At 65.1% G+C, this 20,627-nt stretch carries 24 protein-coding genes and 1 tRNA gene; 18 read left to right on the top strand and 7 right to left on the bottom strand.

Features of this window, described 5'->3' with window-relative positions; translation table 11 throughout:
* The first annotated feature begins 2 nt into the window (after window positions 1–2).
* The 17 genes from fliF to ACVWZA_RS00430 all read left to right on the top strand — a co-directional run bounded on the left by fliF (window position 3) and on the right by ACVWZA_RS00430 (window position 14,368).
* The gene (gene fliF / locus ACVWZA_RS00350; RefSeq protein ID WP_457309128.1) at window positions 3–1,679 is read left to right on the top strand and encodes a flagellar basal-body MS-ring/collar protein FliF; all 1,677 of its coding nucleotides are present in this window, start codon (window positions 3–5) and stop codon (window positions 1,677–1,679) included.
* Entirely contained in the window at window positions 1,676–2,683 is a 1,008-nt protein-coding gene (gene fliG, locus ACVWZA_RS00355) for a flagellar motor switch protein FliG (RefSeq protein WP_457309130.1), read from the top strand. The genes fliF and fliG overlap by 4 nt, the downstream gene beginning before the upstream one ends.
* A complete protein-coding gene (locus ACVWZA_RS00360) occupies window positions 2,676–3,401 on the top strand; it encodes a FliH/SctL family protein (protein WP_457309132.1) in 726 nt (241 codons plus the stop codon). The genes fliG and ACVWZA_RS00360 overlap by 8 nt, the downstream gene beginning before the upstream one ends.
* 24 nt (window positions 3,402–3,425) lie before the next feature.
* Entirely contained in the window at window positions 3,426–4,754 is a 1,329-nt protein-coding gene (locus ACVWZA_RS00365) for a FliI/YscN family ATPase (RefSeq protein ID WP_457309134.1), read from the top strand.
* A 1-nt stretch (window position 4,755) separates the two neighbouring features.
* Window positions 4,756–5,175, top strand: coding sequence for a hypothetical protein (locus ACVWZA_RS00370; RefSeq protein ID WP_457309136.1), 420 nt, complete (start codon window positions 4,756–4,758; stop codon window positions 5,173–5,175).
* A gap of 37 nt (window positions 5,176–5,212) precedes the next feature.
* Complete coding sequence (locus ACVWZA_RS00375) at window positions 5,213–6,370, top strand: flagellar hook-length control protein FliK (protein WP_457309138.1); 1,158 nt, start codon at window positions 5,213–5,215, stop codon at window positions 6,368–6,370.
* A 17-nt stretch (window positions 6,371–6,387) separates the two neighbouring features.
* On the top strand, window positions 6,388–7,002 hold the full coding sequence (locus tag ACVWZA_RS00380; RefSeq protein ID WP_457309140.1) for a flagellar basal body-associated FliL family protein: 615 nt from the start codon (window positions 6,388–6,390) through the stop codon (window positions 7,000–7,002).
* 6 nt (window positions 7,003–7,008) lie between these two features.
* Window positions 7,009–7,950 (top strand): flagellar motor switch protein FliM, encoded by a 942-nt coding sequence (locus ACVWZA_RS00385; protein ID WP_457309142.1) that lies wholly within the window; start codon window positions 7,009–7,011, stop codon window positions 7,948–7,950.
* Window positions 7,947–8,237, top strand: a complete 291-nt coding sequence (gene fliN / locus ACVWZA_RS00390) for a flagellar motor switch protein FliN (protein ID WP_183110006.1) — start codon at window positions 7,947–7,949, stop codon at window positions 8,235–8,237. The genes ACVWZA_RS00385 and fliN overlap by 4 nt, the downstream gene beginning before the upstream one ends.
* Before the next feature lie 6 nt (window positions 8,238–8,243).
* Window positions 8,244–8,501 carry a flagellar biosynthetic protein FliO gene (locus ACVWZA_RS00395; protein ID WP_034157876.1) on the top strand — a complete coding sequence of 86 codons (258 nt, stop codon included), beginning with the start codon at window positions 8,244–8,246 and terminating at the stop codon, window positions 8,499–8,501.
* Complete coding sequence (gene fliP, locus ACVWZA_RS00400; RefSeq protein ID WP_457309145.1) at window positions 8,498–9,367, top strand: flagellar type III secretion system pore protein FliP; 870 nt, start codon at window positions 8,498–8,500, stop codon at window positions 9,365–9,367. Before ACVWZA_RS00395 ends, fliP begins: the two co-directional genes overlap by 4 nt.
* 97 nt (window positions 9,368–9,464) lie before the next feature.
* The gene (gene fliQ, locus ACVWZA_RS00405; protein ID WP_457309147.1) at window positions 9,465–9,734 is read left to right on the top strand and encodes a flagellar biosynthesis protein FliQ; all 270 of its coding nucleotides are present in this window, start codon (window positions 9,465–9,467) and stop codon (window positions 9,732–9,734) included.
* A gap of 142 nt (window positions 9,735–9,876) precedes the next feature.
* Window positions 9,877–10,656, top strand: a complete 780-nt coding sequence (gene fliR, locus ACVWZA_RS00410; protein ID WP_457309149.1) for a flagellar biosynthetic protein FliR — start codon at window positions 9,877–9,879, stop codon at window positions 10,654–10,656.
* The gene (gene flhB, locus ACVWZA_RS00415; RefSeq protein WP_457309151.1) at window positions 10,656–11,795 is read left to right on the top strand and encodes a flagellar type III secretion system protein FlhB; all 1,140 of its coding nucleotides are present in this window, start codon (window positions 10,656–10,658) and stop codon (window positions 11,793–11,795) included. The genes fliR and flhB overlap by 1 nt, the downstream gene beginning before the upstream one ends.
* Window positions 11,796–11,843: 48 nt before the next feature.
* Window positions 11,844–13,271, top strand: coding sequence for a flagellar filament capping protein FliD (fliD, locus tag ACVWZA_RS00420; RefSeq protein WP_457309153.1), 1,428 nt, complete (start codon window positions 11,844–11,846; stop codon window positions 13,269–13,271).
* Window positions 13,271–13,666: a flagellar export chaperone FliS gene (fliS, locus tag ACVWZA_RS00425; protein WP_457309155.1), complete on the top strand. Its 396-nt coding sequence runs from the start codon at window positions 13,271–13,273 to the stop codon at window positions 13,664–13,666. The genes fliD and fliS overlap by 1 nt, the downstream gene beginning before the upstream one ends.
* A 114-nt stretch (window positions 13,667–13,780) precedes the next feature.
* On the top strand, window positions 13,781–14,368 hold the full coding sequence (locus ACVWZA_RS00430; RefSeq protein WP_457309157.1) for a response regulator: 588 nt from the start codon (window positions 13,781–13,783) through the stop codon (window positions 14,366–14,368).
* 75 nt (window positions 14,369–14,443) lie between these two features.
* Here the strand turns inward: ACVWZA_RS00430 and ACVWZA_RS00435 are convergent, their stop codons facing one another.
* Genes ACVWZA_RS00435 through argH form a run of 4 tightly spaced genes read right to left on the bottom strand, consistent with a single transcriptional unit; the run spans window position 14,444 to window position 18,136 of the window.
* Window positions 14,444–15,217, bottom strand: coding sequence for a precorrin-2 dehydrogenase/sirohydrochlorin ferrochelatase family protein (locus ACVWZA_RS00435; protein ID WP_457309159.1), 774 nt, complete (start codon window positions 15,215–15,217; stop codon window positions 14,444–14,446).
* Entirely contained in the window at window positions 15,214–16,497 is a 1,284-nt protein-coding gene (lysA, locus tag ACVWZA_RS00440; RefSeq protein WP_457309162.1) for a diaminopimelate decarboxylase, read from the bottom strand. Before lysA ends, ACVWZA_RS00435 begins: the two co-directional genes overlap by 4 nt.
* An 11-nt stretch (window positions 16,498–16,508) precedes the next feature.
* Complete coding sequence (locus ACVWZA_RS00445) at window positions 16,509–16,769, bottom strand: hypothetical protein (protein WP_457309164.1); 261 nt, start codon at window positions 16,767–16,769, stop codon at window positions 16,509–16,511.
* Window positions 16,766–18,136, bottom strand: a complete 1,371-nt coding sequence (gene argH, locus ACVWZA_RS00450; RefSeq protein ID WP_457310025.1) for an argininosuccinate lyase — start codon at window positions 18,134–18,136, stop codon at window positions 16,766–16,768. The genes ACVWZA_RS00445 and argH overlap by 4 nt, the downstream gene beginning before the upstream one ends.
* A gap of 187 nt (window positions 18,137–18,323) precedes the next feature.
* Between argH and ACVWZA_RS00455 the strand changes: the two genes are divergently transcribed.
* Entirely contained in the window at window positions 18,324–18,764 is a 441-nt protein-coding gene (locus tag ACVWZA_RS00455) for a TlpA family protein disulfide reductase (protein ID WP_457309166.1), read from the top strand.
* 39 nt (window positions 18,765–18,803) lie between these two features.
* Here the strand turns inward: ACVWZA_RS00455 and ACVWZA_RS00460 are convergent, their stop codons facing one another.
* The 3 genes from ACVWZA_RS00460 to ACVWZA_RS00470 all read right to left on the bottom strand — a co-directional run bounded on the left by ACVWZA_RS00460 (window position 18,804) and on the right by ACVWZA_RS00470 (window position 20,518).
* Window positions 18,804–19,223, bottom strand: a complete 420-nt coding sequence (locus ACVWZA_RS00460; RefSeq protein ID WP_457309168.1) for a secondary thiamine-phosphate synthase enzyme YjbQ — start codon at window positions 19,221–19,223, stop codon at window positions 18,804–18,806.
* 58 nt (window positions 19,224–19,281) lie between these two features.
* The gene (locus ACVWZA_RS00465; RefSeq protein ID WP_457309170.1) at window positions 19,282–20,244 is read right to left on the bottom strand and encodes a glucokinase; all 963 of its coding nucleotides are present in this window, start codon (window positions 20,242–20,244) and stop codon (window positions 19,282–19,284) included.
* Window positions 20,245–20,444: 200 nt separating this feature from the next.
* Window positions 20,445–20,518 (bottom strand) — tRNA-Gln (locus tag ACVWZA_RS00470).
* Window positions 20,519–20,627 lie beyond the last annotated feature (109 nt).

Below are 20,627 nucleotides of genomic sequence, written 5' to 3' on the forward strand. Positions count from 1 at the left end.
CCATGAGCAACGCCCTCACCCCGCAATCGAATTCGCCCCTTCCGGAGCGTTTCGCCAATCCGCTGCAGCAGATCTCCGGCCTGCTCGCCCAACCCGCGGTGCGCCGCAGCCTGCCGATGATTCTGATGGTCGGCCTGATCGCCGCCGCCGCGCTGGCATGGATGACCTTCAGCGCAGCGCCGCAGAAAACCTTGTTCGCGCAGCTCAGCGACGCCGACAAGGGTTCGGTGACGCAAGCGCTCGACCAGGCCAATATCGCCAGCCGCATCGATAGCGGATCGGGCGCACTGACCGTCGACGAGGACGATTATTCCCGTGCGCGCATCCTGCTCGCCGGGCAGGGCCTGCCCAAAGCGACGCCGGGCGGTTACGCGATCCTCGATCAACTGCCGATGGGCGTCAGCCGCGCGGTCGAAGGCGAACGCCTGCGCCAGGCGCGCGAAACCGAACTCGCCCGGTCGATCGAGGAAATCGATTCCGTCGCGGAGGCGCGCGTGCATCTCGCCACGCCCGAGGCATCGGTGTTCATCCGCGACAATGCCGCACCGTCGGCTTCGGTCATCCTCAAACTTCAGGTCGGACGCAGCCTGGCCGATTCGCAGGTCTCCTCGATTATCAACCTCGTGGCTTCATCGGTGCCGGGAATGAAGTCCGACTCGGTAACGATCGTCGATCAGATGGGCGGACTGCTGACCAAGGGGGCCAATCAAAGCGCGTCAGGCATTGCCAGCGACGAACGCATCGCCTTCCAGCGCCGCGTCGAGGACAAATATCGTGCGCAGGTCGTGCAGCTGCTCACGCCGCTGCTCGGCGCGGGCAACTTCACCACCGAAATCCAGGCCGATGTCGACCTCAACGAAACCCAGGCGACGCGCGAAAGCTATGACAAGCAGGGCGCATTGCGCGCCGAACAGGGTAATTGGACCGGCAATCAAAAGGGCGATTCCGCTCAACCCGGCGGCATTCCCGGTGCGCTGTCCAACACCCCCGCTCCGCCATCCACGGTTTCATCGCCAGCCGCCGACGCAGCAGCTGCTGCCGCTGCGGCCAAACCGGGCGCCACGCCCGGCGCGCCCGCTGCCGAGCAGCCGACGAAGCAGAGCGATCAGTTCGCCCGAGCCTATGATCTGGGCAAGGAAGTGTCGGTCAGCCGCACCGCGCCCGGCGCGATCACCCGACTATCGGTTGCCGTGCTGCTCCGCGACCCGGAAGCCGGCAAGCCGCGCAGCCCGGTCGAGATTCAGCAGATCACCCAACTCGTCCAGACCGCCGTCGGCTTCAGCCAGGGGCGTGGCGACCAGGTGACGGTGATCAGCCGCAAGTTCGCCGGGGCCGCGACGATAGACGACAAGCAACCCTGGTATGATGCCGGATGGCTGCCCGTGGTCGCACGCAACGTCACCGCGATCGTCATCGCGCTGCTCGTCCTCATCCTCGGGGTCCGTCCGCTCTCTCGTGCGCTGATGAAGAAGCGCGATGACGCCTCCCCTCGCCTCGCTCTGGGTCGCGATCTGGGCGGTGCCAGCAACCCGGGCCAGCCGCAAATGGGCTCGTCGGTGAGCATCGACGCGATTGATAGCGCACAGAATTACGACGACCGCATCGGCATGGTGCGCGGCTTCACCCGCGACAACCCGGCCCGCGCCGCGCTCGCCGTCAGGGATATGATCAAGTCATGACCGCGCCTTTTCGCAACTATACCGGCGTGGAACGCGCCGCGGTGCTGATGATGCTGGTCGGCGAGGAAGAAGCCGCCGCAATCCTGCAGAAGCTCGACCCCGAAGAGGTCCGTCAGCTCGGCAAGGCGATGTTCGCCGTCGCCGATGTCAGCGAGAGCGAAGTCGAATTCGTGCTCGACGATTTCGTCGGCAAGGCGCGCGAGCGCACCGGCATCACTTTCGATCCGCGCCCACAGATCGAGGCCGTGATGACCCGCGCGCTGGGCCAGGAAAAGGCCGACAGCGTACTCTCCCGGATCATCCCGACCGAGGATGCCTGCCAGATCGACTTGCTCGACTGGCTCGACGCCAGCGAGATCGCCGGGATGATTGAAAAGGAGCATCCGCAGATCGCCGCCGTGCTGATCGCCAATCTCGATCCGACGGTCGGGGCGCAGGTGCTCGAATTACTGCCCGACGCGGTGCAGCCCGACATTCTTCACCGCATCGCGCGGCTCGGGCCGATCACGCCCGAGGCGATCGAGACGCTGACCACCATGCTCGCCGGGCGCGTCGGCGCGACCAAGCAATCCGCCGGCCTGACGCTGGGCGGAACGCGCGATGCCGCCAAGATCCTGTCGAGCGGCCGCAAGGCGACCGAGCAGCGGGTCATGCCCAAATTGTTCAAGATCGACCGCGAGGTAGCCAAGGCAATCGAAGAGGCGATGTTCGTGTTCGACAATCTGCTCGAGCTCGACGACAAGAATCTGGGCACGCTGATCCGAAACATCGACGGCGACATCCTGACCCGCGCCCTGAAGGGCGTCGACGAAAGCGTTCGCGGTCGCTTCCTCGGTTGCATGTCGAGCCGCGCCGCCGACGGCATCCGCGACGAGATGGAAGCACGTGGCCCGATGAAGCTCAGCGAAGTGCTTGAGGCGCAGAAGGTAATCATCCAGATCGCGCGCAACCTCGCCAAAGACGGCACGATCATGATGGGCGGCGGCGAGGACGATTATGTCTGATTTCGCTCCAGGTTTCTCGGCCCGTCACGATGCCGCGGCACAAATACTGCACCAGGCCTTCTCGTTGCCCGACGAAGGGTTCGCGCCGTCGGATCTGCGCGCCCGCGCCAAACCATCGGGTCCGGTGTCCTTCTCGCCGCAGGTCAGTCCGAAGCATTTCGAACCGGCCGATCCCAATTCCAACCCGACCGAAGGATGGGACCCGTTCGATACGGGCACGCCATCCGGGTTCATCGACCCGATCGAAAGCGCCCATGCCAACGGCTTTGCCGAGGGCGTTGCCGCCACGCTTGCCGAGATCAGCGAATCGGGCGAACGCGACCGCACGCTGCTCGCCGAGCTTGCTGCGGCGCTGCGTGCCGACGACCGGCTCGACCGGGAACGCATGGCGCGCCAGTTGCGTCAGACCGTGCTTTTCCTCGTCTCCAAACTGGTCGGCGAGGTCGGCATCGCGCCTGACATCCTTGCCGGCCGCGTCGATGCCGCCGCCGACATCCTCGCCGACAGCGCCGAATCGGCGATGCTGCGGGTCAACCCCGACGATGTCGCGCTGCTCGAGGGCAAATTGCCCCGGGCCGTGTTCGCGGTCGGCGACGCCGCCGTCGCGCGCGGCGGTTTCGTGCTCGAATCCGCCTCGACCATTATCGAGGACGGACCCGAACTGTGGCTCGAACAGCTCGCGCTCGCGATCGACCGTGTCGCCGTACCTCCCCAATGACCCTGCCAGAATGAAACGGCCCGCATGTTGAACCGCTTCACGTCCGACTATCTCGAATCATTGGGTGTCCCGGACTTCGCGCCGGCGCCCAAGGTGTCGGGACGCCTTGCTTCGTTCGATGGTCTGCTGATGGAGGCGATCGGCCTGCAATTGCCGGTCGGCACCGTGTGTCAGGTCGGCGCGAAAGGCGCGGGCGTCGAGGCCGAAGTGATCGGTTTCCGCAATGGCCGCACCTTGTTGATGAATCTCGGTGGCCCCGCGCCGCTGCTGCCGCAAGCGCCGGTGCGGCCGATCGGCCCTCCGGGAGAGGCCGAGGTCGGCGCGGCATTGCTCGGCCGCGTGGTCGATGGCGCGGGCAAACCGATCGACGGTCTCGGCCCGATTCGCGGCGCCGGGCGCTGGCCGATCGGCGGCAAACTGCAAAGCCCGCTCGATCGCGGCCGTGTGCTGCAACCGATGGATGTCGGGGTGCGCGCGATCAATGGTCTGCTGACCATCGGCCAAGGCCAGCGCATCGGCATCATGGCGGGATCGGGCGTCGGCAAATCGGTGCTGCTCGGCATGATCGTGCGCGCCGCGCAAGCCGATGTGATCGTCATCGGCCTGATCGGCGAGCGCAGCCGCGAAGTCTCCGACTTTCTCGAGACCAAGATTGCGGGCGAAGCGCGTGCGCGTTCGGTCGTGGTCGCGGTCCCGGCCAATCATTCCCCCGTGCTGCGCATCCGCGGTGCGCTGCGCACCCATGCCATAGCCGAGGCCTTCCGCGCAGAAGGCAAGAAGGTGCTGCTGATCATGGACAGTCTGACGCGCGTCGCGCATGCCGGCCGAGAAATTGGCCTGGCGCTCGGCGAGCCGGCCAGCGCGCGCGGTTATCCGCCCAGCGCGATCGCCATGCTGCCCAATCTGATCGAACGCGCCGGCACCTGCGTGTCGAGCGGCGGATCGATCACCGCCATCTATACCGTGCTCGCCGACGGCGATGACGGCAACGACCCGGTGGTCGATTCGGCCCGCTCGATCCTCGACGGCCATATCGTCCTGTCGCGCCAGCTCGCCGAGCGCGGCGTCTATCCCGCGATCGATATCGGCCCCTCGGTCAGCCGGGTGATGACCGATATCGTCGGCAAACCGCACGCCAATGCTGCGCGAGTGTTGCGCCGGCATCTCGCGACTTATGAGGAGAATCGCGATCTCGTACTGATGGGCGCGTATCGCTCCGGCGCGGATCCGGCGATCGATGCCGCGATCGCCTGCCACCCGGCAGTCATGGAGTATATCCGCCAGGATCCCGACGAGACCGTTTCGCTGAACGATGCGACCGAGGAACTGGTCGGCGTGTTCGGTCCGGCCTGAAATGGCGCATGCGCGCAAACTCGACCGCATCCTGCGCGTCCGTACCCTGCAACTCGGACTAGTACGCGCGGAGGAGGCGCGCGCCAATGAACGCGTCGCCAGCGAGACATCGCTGAAGAATCGAATCGCCCAACTCGCCGAGGGCATCGCGCCGGCACCGAGCGGCGGTCACGCTTTTTCGATGATCGCCGCGGCACATTTCCGCGACCGGCTGCAGCAATCGGCGGAAGCGGCGGAGGCCCGGCTGCGTGTCGCCGAACAGGGCGTCGAACGCGCCGCCAACGCGTCGCGCGAAGCCAAGCGCGACCAGAGCGCAATCGAGAAGCTGCTTGCCCGTGCCGACGCGGAAGCGGCGATCAAGGCGATCCGCGCGATGGAGAGCGCACCTTCGGTCAGGAAGATCCGGCACGATCCTTGCTGACTGCCCGGTGGCGATAGTCGCCGACCGGGATGAATAGATGATCGAATTTTCGACAGCATTGGCAAGGGCGACTGAAAAAGCGCCGAATAGCGCTGCATCCGGCGGTGATCGCGCGCAGTTCGCCACGACCCTGGCCGACTTCCTCGATGCGGGAGAGCCCGCCCCACCCGATACCCCGTCATTGCCGGGACGCCCGACCAAGCGGCAGGATATTGCCGGGGGCGGCGAAGCCTTGCCCGACGACGCCGATAGCGAGACCGATCCGACGCTGATCTGGATGCCGATTGCCCTGCCGCAGCCGGCGCCGGTGATGCGAGTCATCCCTGTGCCCGGCATGGCGTTGAAAGGCGTGATCGAATCGACACTGCCCGGCGGTCCCGCCCTGCTTCCGCCGACACCCGGTGCAACCGACCCGCTCTCGACGGTCCCCGACCGTGTGGCTCCGACCGATGCGCCGAAAATCGACGTGTGCCGACTGCTTCCGGTCGAGGGTAAGCCTGCCCCGACCAAGACGCCGATCCAGCGCGTCATCACCGTCGACAAGACTGCGGTCATGGATGACATCCAGGCAACAACGGCTAAGCAGGCCGCACCACAGCCGGCCCCGGCCGCGACCGCTCCGGTCACGCAGCCGGCCGTCCAGGCGTTCGCCGCCGCGATCCTCGCCACTGCCAGCCATCGCGAGCGGCGCGACAGCGATGATCGGTCCGCCGCCGGTGCGGCGATGGCGTCCGCGCTCTCCGCCGTCGCCGAAACCGCTCTCAAGCCGATCGTTCAGGCGACCGGCGACTTACAGCGTGCAGCCCTTGACCTGCGTCAGGACACCGGCCTGCAGGCGATGATCGATCGCATCGAAGTGCTGCGCGACGATGCCGATTCGCGCGACACGCGGATCCGGCTCGTGCCCGACGCGCTCGGCGCGGTCGATATCGCGGTCCGCAAGGACGGCGACCGGCTGCACGTCCATTTCGCCGCCGAGAGCGCGGCGACCCGCGCCCTGCTGACCGAAGCACAACCGCGCCTTGCCGAACTGGCCGAAGCACGCGGCGTGCGCATCGCCCAGTCGACCGTCGACGGCAGCGGCCACGGCCCCGGTCGCCAGCCGCATCAGCAGGCTTCGGCCCAGTCGGTCGCGCCCGTCTCCGTGACACGCGCGACCGAAACCGAACACACCACCGAACATCGCATCGCCTGAATTGAAGGAAACGAATGATGAGCGACATCGTAGAAGACGTGAAAGCGCCCAAGAAGAAGGGCGGATTGATAAAAAAGCTGATGATCGGCGTCGGCCTGCTCGTGCTGGTCGGCGGCGGCGTCGGTGCCGGACTCTATGCCTCGGGCGCCGGCCTGTTCGGCGGCGCACACGCCGAAAGCGGGGCGGCCGGCCCCAAGCTGGTCGCGAAGAGCGACCAGAAGCGCGCATCGGAAGCCGGCGGCGAAGGTCATGGCGAGGAAGCGGCGGGCGAAAGCGGCGGCAAACCGACCCCAAAGGGATCGGGCGGCGACAAGTTCGCATCCAATTATTATGCGATGGAAAAGGAGTTCACCTCCAACCTCCAGGACAGCGTGCATTTCGTCCAGGTCGGCATCGCCATCTCGACACCCTATGACGACACGGTCATCGACAATCTCAAAACCAACGAGATCGCCGTACGCTCGGCGATCCTCATGGCGCTTGGCGATACGTCCGAGGAACAGGTCTTCACGGTCGACGGAAAGATCCAGCTGCAGCGCAAACTGGCCAAGGCGATCAACGACACGCTCAAGGAAAAAGAAGGTTTTGGCGGCGTTGGTAACGTCTACTTTACCAATTTTGTTGTTCAGTGAACATCGATGGTTAACGATACTTCACCAAACGCTTCGGATCGGCGGGAACGGCCCCGCCAGCAGGCTGAAAACGCCACGCTGGGGGCCGCGAACATCAATCCGTTCGGCGACCTGCACACGCTGCAGCATCTGTCTGCGCGCCTAGCGCGGTCGCTGCGCGGCGTGTTCGAACCGTTGCTGCGTCGTGAAGTCCGCACCTTTGCCGAACCCCTGGTGGTACAGCGCTTCGCCGATTATCGCGCCGAGCGTCCGGATGGCCTGACCGCCTGGTTGCCGCTAGGCATGACGCCGGCCGCCGGCAATGCGGTCGCGGTGCTCGACGGACGTTTCGTGCTCGAAGTGCTCGACCTGTTCTTCGGCGGCACCGGCACAACGCCGCACGAACTGCCCGCCGAATTCAGCCCGAGCGCCGAGGCGATGATCGCACGGCTCGGCATGCTGCTCGCGGCCCCGCTCAAGGCGGCATGGGAGCCGCTGGCGCGAATCGAATTCGTACCCGGCCATGTCGAGGCCAATCCGGCGCTGATCCAGGGCCTGGACGGTGACGATCCGGTCGTCGTGACCCGTTTCGGCATCGCCGCGGGCTCATCCAAGCCGGTGTTCCTCGACCTTCTCTATCCCGTGGCGGCACTCAAGCCGCATACGCCGTCGCTGACCGGCAAGGTGCACGCCAAGACCGCGGCACCCGACCCCGCCTGGCGTACCGGCCTGACCCGCGCCGTGATGGGCGTGAAATTCCCGATCCGCTCGGTCCTGGCCGAGCCGATGGTCTCGCTCAACTTGCTGATGGATCTGAAACCCGGCGACGTCATCCCGATCAGCTTCGGCGCGGAAGTGCCGGTGATGGTCGGCGGCGACCGGCTCGGCTTCGGTACCGTCGGCACATCGAACGGCAAGGCCGCGATCAAGCTCAATTCGATCACCCGTGAACTCGAGGATTTCCAATGAACGACATGACCGGCGGATTCCCGGTCGACGCCTCGCTCGCAGCCAATTTCCGGCTGCTGCAGGATGTCGACGTCAAGCTGACGGTGGAGATCGGCTCGACCCAGCTGACCCTTCGCGAGCTGCTCGCGCTCGGCGAATCGAGCGTCATCGAGCTCGACCGCCAAGCCAATGAGTTGCTCGACGTGTTCGTCAACGGCACGCTGATCGGCCGTGGCGAAGTGGTCACGGTCGGCGACCGTTTCGGCGTGCGCATGACCGAGCTGGTCAGCCCTGAGAAGCGGACCTGACCGGCCATGATGTGGTCCTATATCCTGAAGCTCGTTGTCCTGCTGCCGCTCGTCTGTGGCCTGATGATCGGTTGCCTCTATCTGTGGCGCAAGCTTGAGTCGCGCATGCCGGGCCAGCCCGCCAATCGCATGCTCAAGGTGCAGGAGACGATGATGATTTCCCCCGGGCTGCGCATGGCGGTGCTCGAATTCGAGGGGCGCAAGCTGCTCGTCTCGGTCGGCCGCGGCGGCGTCAACCTGATCGACAAGATCGAACCGAAATGAGCGTTCCCCAGCTTCGTCGCGTCCGCGAGGACGGCCCGACACTGTTCCGTGGCGCGCAGCCGAAGCGTGCCGGAATGGCTGGCAAATTGTTGCTGGTGATCTTCGGCATCATCGTCGCGCTGGTCATTGCGCATCCCGCCTTCGCCCAGGCCGTGCCGCCGGTGACTCCGCCCACCGCCCCTAATGTGGGCGACGGAATCGACCGTGCGATCGGCGAACTCGGTGGCGGCGACGCGCCGATGGCGCTGTCGTTGCAAGTCCTCATCATCATGGGCCTGTTGTCGATCCTGCCCGGGATCTTGCTGATGATGACCAGCTTCACGCGGATCATCATCGTGCTGGCGATCCTGCGCCAGGCGCTTGGCCTGCAACAAACCCCGCCCAACCAGGTGCTGATCGGCCTGTCGCTGTTCCTCAGCTTCTTCATCATGGCGCCGGTGATCAACACCATGAACACCACCGCGATCCAGCCCTATTCGGAGGGAAAGATCGGCGCGACCAAGATGATCAAGACCGCCGGCGTCCCGCTGCACGCGTTCATGGTCAAGCAGACCCGCGTCAAGGACATCACGATGTTCTCGACCATCGCCAAGAGCGGTCCTTACGCCAAGCCGGAAGACGTGCCCTTCTCCGTCCTGCTACCGTCATTCGTCACCAGCGAATTGAAGACCGCGTTCCAGATCGGCTTCCTGATCTTCCTGCCCTTCATCGTCATCGACCTGGTCGTCGCGACCGTGTTGATGTCGCTCGGCATGATGATGCTGTCGCCGACGATCATCTCCCTGCCCTTCAAGCTGCTGCTGTTCGTGCTCGTCGATGGATGGGCGCTGACGATGGGGTCGCTTGCCAACAGTTTCGTGAGTTAGCGACGATGATCCGCATGGAACAGCCGTTCGCCCTGAGCTCGTCGAAGGGTAAGCGCATAGGCTTCGACAAGCTCAGCCCGAACGGGGTTCGTCGCTGATGGACGCGCAATATTTCCTCACCGTCGCCAATGAGACGATGTGGGTGCTGGCGCTCGCCGCCGCACCGATCCTGATCCCGGCGCTGCTCGCCGGGCTGATCCTCGGCATGATCCAGGCGGCAACGTCGATCAACGAGCAGACCCTGTCGTTCGTGCCCAAGCTGATCGTCGTCGCAATCTCGATCATGGTGTTCGGCAGCCTGATCCTCGGGCTGCTGAGCGACTTCACGGTCGGCATCTTCGAACGGATTCCGGATCTGGTTCGGTGACAATTTTTCGTTCTTCCCCCCTCCCCTTGGGGGTTGCGAAGCAATGGGAGGGTGAGGGGGCCGCACTATTGTTGCGCACCTCACTCCCCCTCATCCGACCTCGCTTCGCTCGACCACCTTCTTCCACAGGGGGAGAAGGACTTTGAGCGTCCTGGGCTTCGGCCTCTCGATCGAGCCTCAGCTCTGGGCCCTGGCCTTCGTCATGGTGCGGATCGGTGCGGCGTTCATCGCCGCGCCGGTGTTCGGCGCCGTGTCGGTGCCGGTGACGGTGCGCGTCACTTTGTCGGCGGCGATTGGTTTCCTGGTCATTGCCGCCCACCCGATCGTACCGCCGGCGCAGGTCTTTTCCGCCGCGACCGTGCTCGCCATCGCCGCCGAGGCACTGGTCGGACTCGCCATCGGCTTCGTGCTGCAGATCGCCTTTGCAGCGCCGATGCTTGCCAGCGAAGTGATCGGCATTTCGATGGGCATCGGTTTCGCGAGCGCGATCGACCCGCAGAATGGCCGCTCAAGCCCTGCGCTCGGCCAGTTCTTCTCGATCATGCTCACCTTGCTGTTCCTGTCGGTCAACGGGCACCTCGTGCTCGTCGAGATGATCGTGAAAAGTTATGACGTGTTGCCGGTCGGCGCGGCCTGGCTCAGCGTGGACAAGCTCAAGGGTATCGCCTTTTTCGGCGGCTACACTTTCCTCGCCGGTCTGCTGCTCGCATTGCCGGTCGGCTTCCTGCTGCTCTGTCTCAATCTCGTCGTCGGCATGCTGTCGCGTTCGGCGCCGGCGCTCAACCTGTTCGCGGTCGGCCTGCCCGCCAGCCTCGCGGTCGGCGTCATCGCACTGGCGATCGCCTTCCCGGCGATGGGCGACTACATGCTGGTGATCATCCGTGAAGCGCTCGCCGCGACCCAGAATCTGGTGCTCGGCTGATGGCTGAGGAATTCGGCGACAAGACAGAAGCCCCAACAGCCAAGCGCAAACGCGACGCTGTTGAACAGGGCGACATACTTCGCTCGCGCGAATTCGCGACCGCTTTGGTGGTGATGGCCGGCTGTGGCTGGCTCGCCATGTTCGGCCCCTCGCTGGTTGCCGCGTGCAAGGCGGTGATGACCTCAAGTTTCCAGTTCGGGCGCGGCGATGTCGACGATTTCGAACCGTTCCGCCCCATCCTGGCCTCGGGCTGGAAGCTGGCGCCCTCGATGATCTCGCTGTTCGTGATCACGCTTGGGGCGGCGATCCTCAGCCAACTCGGGCTCGGCTCGCTGCGCTTCAATGGCGGCTTGCTCGCGCCCAAAGGCAGCCGGATCAATCCGGCATCGGGACTGAAGCGGATTTTCGGCCCGCAAGGCTGGATCGAGCTCGGCAAGTCGCTGCTCAAGATCGTGCTGCTCGGATCGATCGGCACCTACATGCTGTGGTCGTCTTCGAAGATGATGGTCGGCCTGGTCTCGTCCGACGTCGAGGTCGCGACCGGTGCGCTCGGCGGCACGCTGATGGGCATCTTGTTCGCCATGGCGGCAGGGCTGCTGATCATCGCCGGGATCGACGTGCCGATCCAGCTGATCCGCCTGTTGAACAAGCTGCGCATGACCAAACAGGCGGTCAAGGACGAGCATAAGGAAAGCGAAGGTTCGCCCGAATCCAAGGGCGCGATCCGCCAGCGTCAACGCGACATGATGCGGCGCGGCACGCGCAAGGCCGTCGCCGAGGCGCATGTCGTGCTGACCAACCCGACGCATTTCGCGGTCGCGCTGCGTTACGACCGCGACAATGATCAGGTGCCGGTCGTCGTCGCCAAGGGTCGCGGCGCGATGGCGCTGGCGATCCGCGAGATCGCCGCCGAGAACAAGGTGCCGGTGCTCGAATATCCCGCCATCGCCCGTGCGGTCTATTACACCAGCCGCGAGGGGCAGGAGGTCCGTGACGACCTGTATCTCGCCATCGCGACGATCCTCGCTTTCGTGTTCGGCATCAACGTCGCCGCCGGCGGCAGTGCCCCTGCATTCGCCCCACCCGTCGCGGTGCCACCAACCGCGCGTTTCGACGAAAACGGGGTCAATCAGAGCTAAAGAATCCGCGCCGACGGTCGATCTTAAAGGTGAGCGAAAAGGAATATCATGACCGCATCGATCACATCCACGCTCGGCGCCGGTTCGGGCATCGATATCCCGGCGCTGGTGTCATCGCTGGTCGAGGCGCAATTCGCCAACAAGACCAGGCAGCTCACCGACAAGTCGGAGACGCTGACCAGGCAGATCTCGGGCGTTTCCACCTTGAAGAGCGGGATCACCGGCTTCTCCTCGGCGCTCGCCAGCCTGGTCAAGGGCGGCAGCCTGGCGACCGCGCCGACCAGCTCCAACGCCAATATCCTCAACGTCAGCGGCCTGTCCGGCGCAAAGCTTGCCGGCCTTTCGGCGACGATCGAGGTGCGGCAACTCGCTGGTGCGCAGGCTGCGACCAGCGCGCCGGTCGCCGATCCGATCGCTTCGGCGGGCCTTGGCAGCTTCACCCTGACCTTCGGTGCCGCAACCGTCATCGACGGCGCGATGACCGGCTTCACCGCCGGCGCCACCACACCCGTCGATATCCCGATCACCACGGGCAATTCGGGCCTGACCGGCATCGCCCGGTCGATAAACGCCGCCAATGCCGGGGTCACCGCGACGGTGCTGACCGACGCCAACGGATCGCGGCTGAGTATCAAGGGCCCGACCGGCGAGGACAAGGCCTTCACCCTGACCGCGACCGAGGATCCCGCCGCGCCCGGCCTGTCGAACCTGAATATCGGCCCCGGCAGCAGCACGACGATCGGTACCGTCGCCAAGGATGCGATCGTCGCGGTCGATGGCGTCGCGCTGAAACGATCGAGCAACAGCATCAGCGACCTGATCACCGGCGTGAAGATCGATCTGGTCAGCGCGCAAGTCGGCACCATTGTCACGCTCGGCACCAGCGCGCCGGCCAGCGCCCTGTCGCAGGCAGTCAGCGATTTCGTCGAGACCTTCAACCAGCTGAACGCGATGATCACCGAACAGACCGACCCGGTCAGCGGCGGATTGAGAGGCGACACGGCGGCGACCACGCTGCAACGCTCGCTGCGTCAATTGACGCTGACCCCGCTGCTCACCGATGCTGCGGACGGCGTGCCGACGACGCTGGCCGAGATCGGCGTGCGGACCAATCGTGACGGCACGCTGTCGCTCGATACGGCGCGGCTCGGCGCGGCCCTGGTGAAATGGCCCGAAACGGTCGAGGCGATGTTCGCCGACGGCAAGGGCGCAGCGGGCAAGGGTATATCGGGCGCGCTGAGCGCGATTTCCGATACTGCGATCAGCACCAAGGTCGGGCTTGGCGCCAGCGCCGCGCGCTACACCAAGGCGCAGGCCGATCTGAGCGAGGATCAGGCCGACGTCACCGACGCCGAGGCGACGATGAGCAAACGGCTGACCGCGCAATATGCCGCGATGGACGCGCGCGTCGCGGCCTATAAATCGACTCTCACCTTCGTCCAGCAGCAGGTCGATGCCTGGAACAGCAACAATTGATGTACGCCACCGCACTGGGGCGTGACCCGGAAGCCACTTATCGCCAGATCGACATTGCAGGACGCACCGCGGAGGCCGATGGGCCGGCGCTCGTGCAATTGCTCTATGAAGAACTGATCCGCGCGCTCGGCGCCGCCGCCTGGGCAGCGGAGAACCGCCAGTTCCGCATGAAGAGCGAGAAAGTCACCCGCGCCACGGCGATCCTCTTCGCGCTCGAGGCGGGGCTCGACTTCGAATCCGGCGGCACCGTCGCCCCGGCGCTTGCCCAGCTTTACGGCAGCGCGCGGCGCACCGTCGTCGAGGCCAGTATCGGCCATGATCCGGCACCGTTCCGCGAGATCGCCGCCAGCCTGTCGGAGATCGCCCAGGCTTGGCGGGAAGCCCGCGCCGCTTGACCATTGGGCCTGATCATCGGGTTTGATCATTGGGCCGGATCGTTTCGGCCATGTTAACCAAATAATGACCGCCGCCCGATAGGCTCGACTGATCATCAGCGAAACGGGTCGATCATGGAGCTATTCGAACAACCGGCGGCATCGCGAAACGGCCCGCTGCGCACGATCCTCGCGGTTGACGACAGTCGCACCAATCTCGGCGTGATCGGCCGGCGCCTCTCGCATCTCGGTTATCTGACCGCGCTCAGCGACAATGGCGCCGACGCGCTCGACTTGATCGCGGCGCGCGGGTTCGACCTGGTCCTGCTCGACATGGTCATGCCGCGCATGTCGGGCATCACCGTGCTGCACGAGATTCGCGGCAATCCCGAAACCGCCGACTTGCCGGTGATCATGCTGACCGGTCGCAGCGACCCGGCGGCGGCGGTCGAGGCGCTTGCGGCTGGCGCCGACGATCATGTCGCCAAACCCTTTGCCTTCGAAGTCCTTGCCGCACGCATTGAGCGCACCCTGGCGCGCGCGCGGAGGATCAACGACTTGAAGCGCTCCAATGCCACACTCGACGCACGGATCGCCTCGCGCGCGATGGAACTGGGCGAAGCACGCTCCGAACTCGCCGAAACGCGCGCCGACCGGATGCGTCTGATCGCGTCGATCCGCGCACTCAATGACGAAGTTGAACGGCTGAGCCTGGGCGTCTAGCGTCTTTGCGACTTACGTCGATTCGGTGCCAACCCAAAGGCTGCGGAGGGCGGTACCGTCTAAACCGGAAAGGCTCTAACCGGCCAGATTCAGATCGACCGACAGCCCTTCTCCGGGATCCGCTGGCGGGGCATCGCATTCGATCCGTGCCGCATCCGCCCGCACGCGATCGAGGATCGCGGCCGGAACATCGGCGCGATGATAGACCCGATCAGCAAGCGCCAGCGCCCTTGCCTGACGCAGCGTCAGATCGTCGGCATCGGGCGACGTCAGCGCGATCTCGACCAGCATGCTTCGGCTCGCATCGTTGCTGGCCTCGATCCACGCATCGACCGCCCCTTCCGTCGCACGAAACGGATCGAGCGCGCCGCCTTCGGCAAATGCGCCGCCCAACGCGCGGCGGCGATCGCCCGAATCGGGATAGCGCCGCCGGATCGCCCCGCGACCGGCGGACAGCGCCGTCGCCAACACGCCCAAGGTCGCGGGGAGCGCCGTCTCCAGCCGTTGACGCAGCGCTGCCGCAAGTCCTGCCGATGCACCGCCAGTACCGATCGCGATCAGCACCGGATCGCGGTCGACGATCGCCGGCAGGGTGAAGTCGCACAAATCGGGTCGGTCGACCGCATTGATCAGGATATTCCGCGCCCTCAGCCGCCCGACCGCTGCTCTCGCATCATCGTCGTCCTCGATCGCGACGATCGCCAGCACCGCTTCGGCATTCTCGTCGCAGACCATCGCCCCGGCGCGTTCGAGCAAGCGCCGCTTCGCGTCCGCCGCCTCGCCCTTGCCGAGCAGGATCACCGGCCGGCCCGCCAGCCGCACGAACAGCGGCAGGCTGTGCCAGCTCATCCCGCGACCTTGTCGGCTCTGAGCCAGTCAGGCAGGCGTTCGGCGGCGAGGATCGTCTCAGGCTGGATACGATCGGCAACTACCGCGAAGCGGTCGCCATCGACCAGTACCTCGGGCACCAGCGCGCGGCTGTTATAGGTGCTCGCCATGGTCGCGCCATATGCCCCGGCGCTGCGGAACACCGCCAGATCGCCCGAATGGACCGCGTCGATGTCACGTCCCATCGCGAATGTGTCGCCGCTTTCGCACACCGGCCCGGCGATATTGGCGGTCATGCGCTTGCCGTCGGGGCGTACTGCAGCGAAATCATGCCACGCGTCATAGAGCGCGGGCCGAGCAAGGTCGTTCATCGCCGCATCGACGATGACATAGGGATTGATCGCGCCGGGCTTGACCCAGATCACCTTGGTCAGCAGCACGCCGGCATTGGCGACGATCAGCCGGCCGGGCTCGAACATCAGCTCGACATCCCAATCCTTCGTCACCCGCGCGACCATCGCGCCATAATCGGCCGCGCTCGGCGGCACATCGCCGTCCTTGTACACGACACCAAGACCTCCACCGAGATCGACCCGGGTGATGAAATGGCCGAACTTGCGCAGTTCCGCGATCAGCGCGCCGATCCGCGTATAGGCCGCCTCGAGCGGGGCAAGGTCGAGCAACTGGCTGCCGATATGGATCGCGATGCCGTGCAGGCTAAGCCCATCGAGTTCCGCTAGACGGCCATACATCTCGACCGCCTGGTCGATCGGCACACCGAATTTGTTCTCCTTGCGCCCGGTGGAGATCTTGGCATGCGTGCCGGCATCGACGTCGGGATTGACGCGCAAGGTGGCTGGCGCGCGCAGCCCGCGTGCATGTGCCAGCGCAGCAAGCACTTCGCCCTCTTCTTCGAGTTCGAGATTGAACTGGCCGATCCCGGCATCGAGCGCGGCGGTCATTTCTTCGCGCGTCTTGCCGACGCCCGAAAAGACGATGTCCTTCGCCGGCATGCCCCCGGCCAGCGCGCGCATCATCTCGCCACCCGAGACGACGTCGGCACCATAGCCCTCATTGGCGAGCACGCGCAGCACGGCAAGGTTGGGATTGGCCTTGATTGCATAGGCGAGATGGATGCGGGTCACGCCCGCGCCGGTCAGCCCCTCGCGAAATGCGCGCGCATGGCGCTGGAACGCGGCGGTCGAATAGACATAGACCGGCGTGCCGACCGCAGCGGCGATGGTCGAGAGCGCCACGCCCTCGGCATGGAGCGCGCCGTTCACCGGCGTAAAATTATCCATCGGTGAAACCGTCAATTCGAGGGAGGAAGGTCGAATTCGTCGCTGCGCCGCTCATCCGAGCTCTTCAGCAAGTCGTCACTGCGTTCGGGTCGCGCCTGGTTGTTCGACTGCAACAACTGTTTGGCTGTCGGGGTCGCTTTGGCGCCGTAAGGCGCGACGGGCAGTTTCTCGCCCGGCGCGGGCTTGAGCCCGGCCGCCGCACCGCATCCGGCCAGCGCCAGCGCGATCGGCACGACAGCGTATTTCGCGGCATTCTTCGCAGCATTTCTCACTGACCGTCTCCCTCTCGCGCCGCCGCTATCGCCGCCCGTACTCGCGACGGTGCAGTGCCGCCAAAGCTCGTCCGGCTGGCAACCGATGCATCGACGCTCAATACGTCATACACGCTCGCGTCGATCCGCGCATCGATCGCCTGCAGATCGGCGACCGATAATTTGTCGAGCGCCACGCCCAATTCTTCAGCCCGCTTCACAGCACTTCCGGTAATGTGGTGTGCCTCGCGGAACGGCACGCCGGCTTCGCGCACCAGCCAGTCGGCCAGATCGGTCGCGGTCGAGAAACCTGCCTCCGCCGCCGCGCGCATGCGATCGGTGCGGAAGGTCGCGCTGTCGACCATGCCAGTCATCGCCGCGATCGACAGTCCGAGCAGGTCATGCGCTTCGAACACCGGCGGCTTGTCGTCCTGCATATCCTTCGAATAGGCGAGCGGCAGGCCTTTCATGGTGATCATCAGCGCGGTCAGGCAACCGATGATCCGCCCCGAATGGCCGCGCACCAGCTCGGCCGCGTCGGGATTGCGCTTTTGCGGCATGATCGACGAACCCGTGGACCATTGATCGGACAGTGAGACGAAACCAAAAGGCTGTGACGCCCACAGGATGAATTCCTCGGCGAGCCGTGACAGATGCAATGCGCATTGCGCGGTAGCGGTGAGATATTCGATCGCGAAGTCGCGGTCGCTGACCCCGTCGAGCGAATTGCGCATCGGCCCATCGAAGCCGAGCGCCGCCGCCGTCGCCTCACGGTCGATCGGGAACCCCGTTCCCGCCAGCGCCGCCGAGCCGAGCGGCGAGCGGTTGAGCCGCGACCGCGCATCGGCAAAGCGGCTGCGGTCGCGCGCGATCATCTCGTGATAGGCCATCAGATGATGACCGAGCGTCACCGGTTGCGCGCTTTGCAAATGGGTAAAGCCGGGCATGACGCTGTCGGCATGCTCTGTGGCACGGTTCAGCAGTGCCTGCTGGAACGCGACCAGCGCCGCGCCGGCCTGATCGAGCGCATCGCGCACCCAGAGCCGGAAATCTGTCGCGACCTGGTCATTGCGCGAACGCGCGGTATGCAACCTGCCCGCGACCGGGCCGATCGCTGCGGCGAGCTTCGCTTCGGTCTGCATATGGATGTCTTCGAGCGTCAGATCCTCGGCCACGCCGTTTGCTTCGTAGTCCGCCGCGACCTGGTCGAGCCCGGCCGAAATCGCCGCCGCATCCTCGGCCGAAACGATGCCCTGCGCGCCCAGCATCGCGACATGCGCCTTGGATCCCGCGACATCCTGGCGCCACAGCCGCTTGTCGAATGGGATCGAGGCATTTATCTCGCGCATCACTGCTGCCGGGCCCTCGGCAAAACGCCCGCCCCACATTGCATTGGAATCATCAATGTCGCTGCGCTCGACGATCATCTGTCTCCTGAGTGTCGGCCTGATGGCCGGCGGTTGCGATAGGCAAGACTCGGGCTCGGAGCAAGCGAACGCCGTAACGGCAACAAACGCGCAGCAGGAATCGAGCGCCGCGCGAACGACAAGCGGGTCGAAGGAAAGCGAAAAGGTCATGGTCGACACGATCGGCACGCTCGATCGCAGCCATAAGGGCGAGGCGGCGCCCGCCGTGAAATTCCAGACCCCGACCGGCACCACGACCTCGATCGCCGATTTCACCGGCAAGCCGCTGCTGCTCAATCTATGGGCGACCTGGTGCGCACCGTGCGTCGCCGAGATGCCGACGCTCGATGCGGTCGCCGGGCGGATGACAGTGATCGCGGCGAGCCAGGATTTGGACGGCGCGGCCAAGGTGGCGCCGTTCTTCGCCAAGGCAGGGCTGAAGAATCTCAAACCCTATCTCGACCCGAACGTGGCGCTCAGCACCACCTATCAGGCGAGCCTGCCGACCAGCATATTATATGATTCGTCAGGCAAGGAAGTGTGGCGCATGGTCGGTGGGATGGACTGGACCACCGAAACCGCGAAGGAATTGCTGGGCGAGGCGAATTAGCGGCAGATATCAGCGTCAGTTTCGGCAAGGGAGCGATTGTCAGTCGCCGATCAGATGCAGCGCGATCGAGCGTCGATGCGGCCGGCGGCGATGCTCGAACAGATAGATGCCCTGCCAGGTGCCGAGCATCAATTCTCCGGCGATCAGCGGGATCGATAGCTGAGACTGAGTCAGCGCCGCGCGGATATGCGCGGGCATGTCGTCCGGTCCCTCATCGTCATGGCGATAAAGCGTCCGATCTTCCGGCACGAGGCGCGCGAAAAAATCTTCCAGATCGGAGCGGACCTCGGGGGCGGCGTTTTCCTGAATCAGCAGCGATGCCGATGTGTGACGGCAGAAAAGCGTCAGCAGCCCGTGATCCATCTCCTGCGCGCCGACCCAGTCCGTCACCTGCCGGCTCAGCTCGACCAGGCCGATCCCTGCCGTCCTCGTCTCTATGATCGACGTCGCCTGGCGCATCGTCAGTCTCCCGATTAATGCCCGTTATCGCGACGCGCAGCGGTCGAGTCAGTGAAATTTACTGGCTGGTCAGATGCAGCGCGGCGGCGGCACCGAGAAGTTCGAGGTCCGAGCCATTGACCAATGTGACCGGGACATCGCCAAGTTGTCGGCGGAACGCGTCTTTCGCCTCGATCCGGCTGCGAAAACCGGTATCGGTCAACTCCCCGGCCAGCGAGCGTATGATCGGCCCGGTCAGGAACACACCCTCCCACGCGCCGAACGCCAGGACCACATCGCCGATGAACGCGCCGAGATAACCGGCGACCATTTTCGCCACGGCGGCCGAGACCGGGTCGCGGCCGATCGAGCGCGTGACCTCTTCCGGCGTCGCGACGCTTTTGCCATTCTCGGCAAGTGCTGCATAGGCGTTGACCAATCCGCTCGCGCTCAACAAGGTCTCGGCGCTCCACGGGCCCTTGCCGCGCATGAAGGCGGCAAATTTCTGTTCGTTCGCATTGGCTGGCGTAAACCCCATATGCCCGGCTTCGCTCTGCACGGCGGTCAGGCGGCCATCTGCCCCCGTGATCAGCGCGGCGACGCCAAGGCCGGTGCCGACGCTGACGATGAGATAATTGCCGCCCGGCTGAACCGGCTTGGTCGCGCGCAATCCGATCGCCCGGAAGGAAGCTGAGCCCATTGTCGTCAAAGCCAGCGCACTGGCCGCGCATTCGTTCAGCGCCCGGGGGCGCACGCGCAACACCGCCTCCACTCCGGAGAGGGAGATATACCAGCGGCTGCCGGTGAGATTGATAAGGTCGCCCCGCGCCGAACCCGCGATGGCAAGCACGCTCGGTATCGGTTTGTCGCGCAGCCCGACCTGATCCAGATAGGAGAGCAGCGCACTGGTGAAAGTCGAATGATCGGCTGTGTTGTAGCTTTGCACGTTGCGCAGGCCGTTGCCCGGCTCGCCACCCGTCAAGGCGAAGCGCACTGCATGTCGCCCCACATCGGCGACCAGGCCAATCTCATCGACTTTCATCGTCTCTCCTGTCGCCCATTTGTTGATATGGGTCGCCGGCCATTGGCTATCATGAAGAAACGATCGCAGATACTTATTTTCGCGTATGATCTCAGTGGCTAACCCGCGCAGGGTCTATTCCGGACTGGCTATCGCGCGGCATGAGGTCCGGCACAACGGCAACGCGCGGCACGGGATCGACCCATAAATCAAAGGAAAGCTGGATGCCCCGTGAGGATTCGAACCTCAATTAACGGAGTCAGAGTCCGTAGTCTTACCTTTAGACGACGGGGCAACAGCGGGCCGCGAGATAGGCGTAGCCCTCTGGGCTGTCAACCGACGCGGTGGCCCCGGGGTCCGCTCGCTTGCCGCTACTGTCATGCTGCGCTAGCATCCCGGTCAAC

This window comes from Sphingomonas sp. UYAg733 (assembly GCF_054057355.1).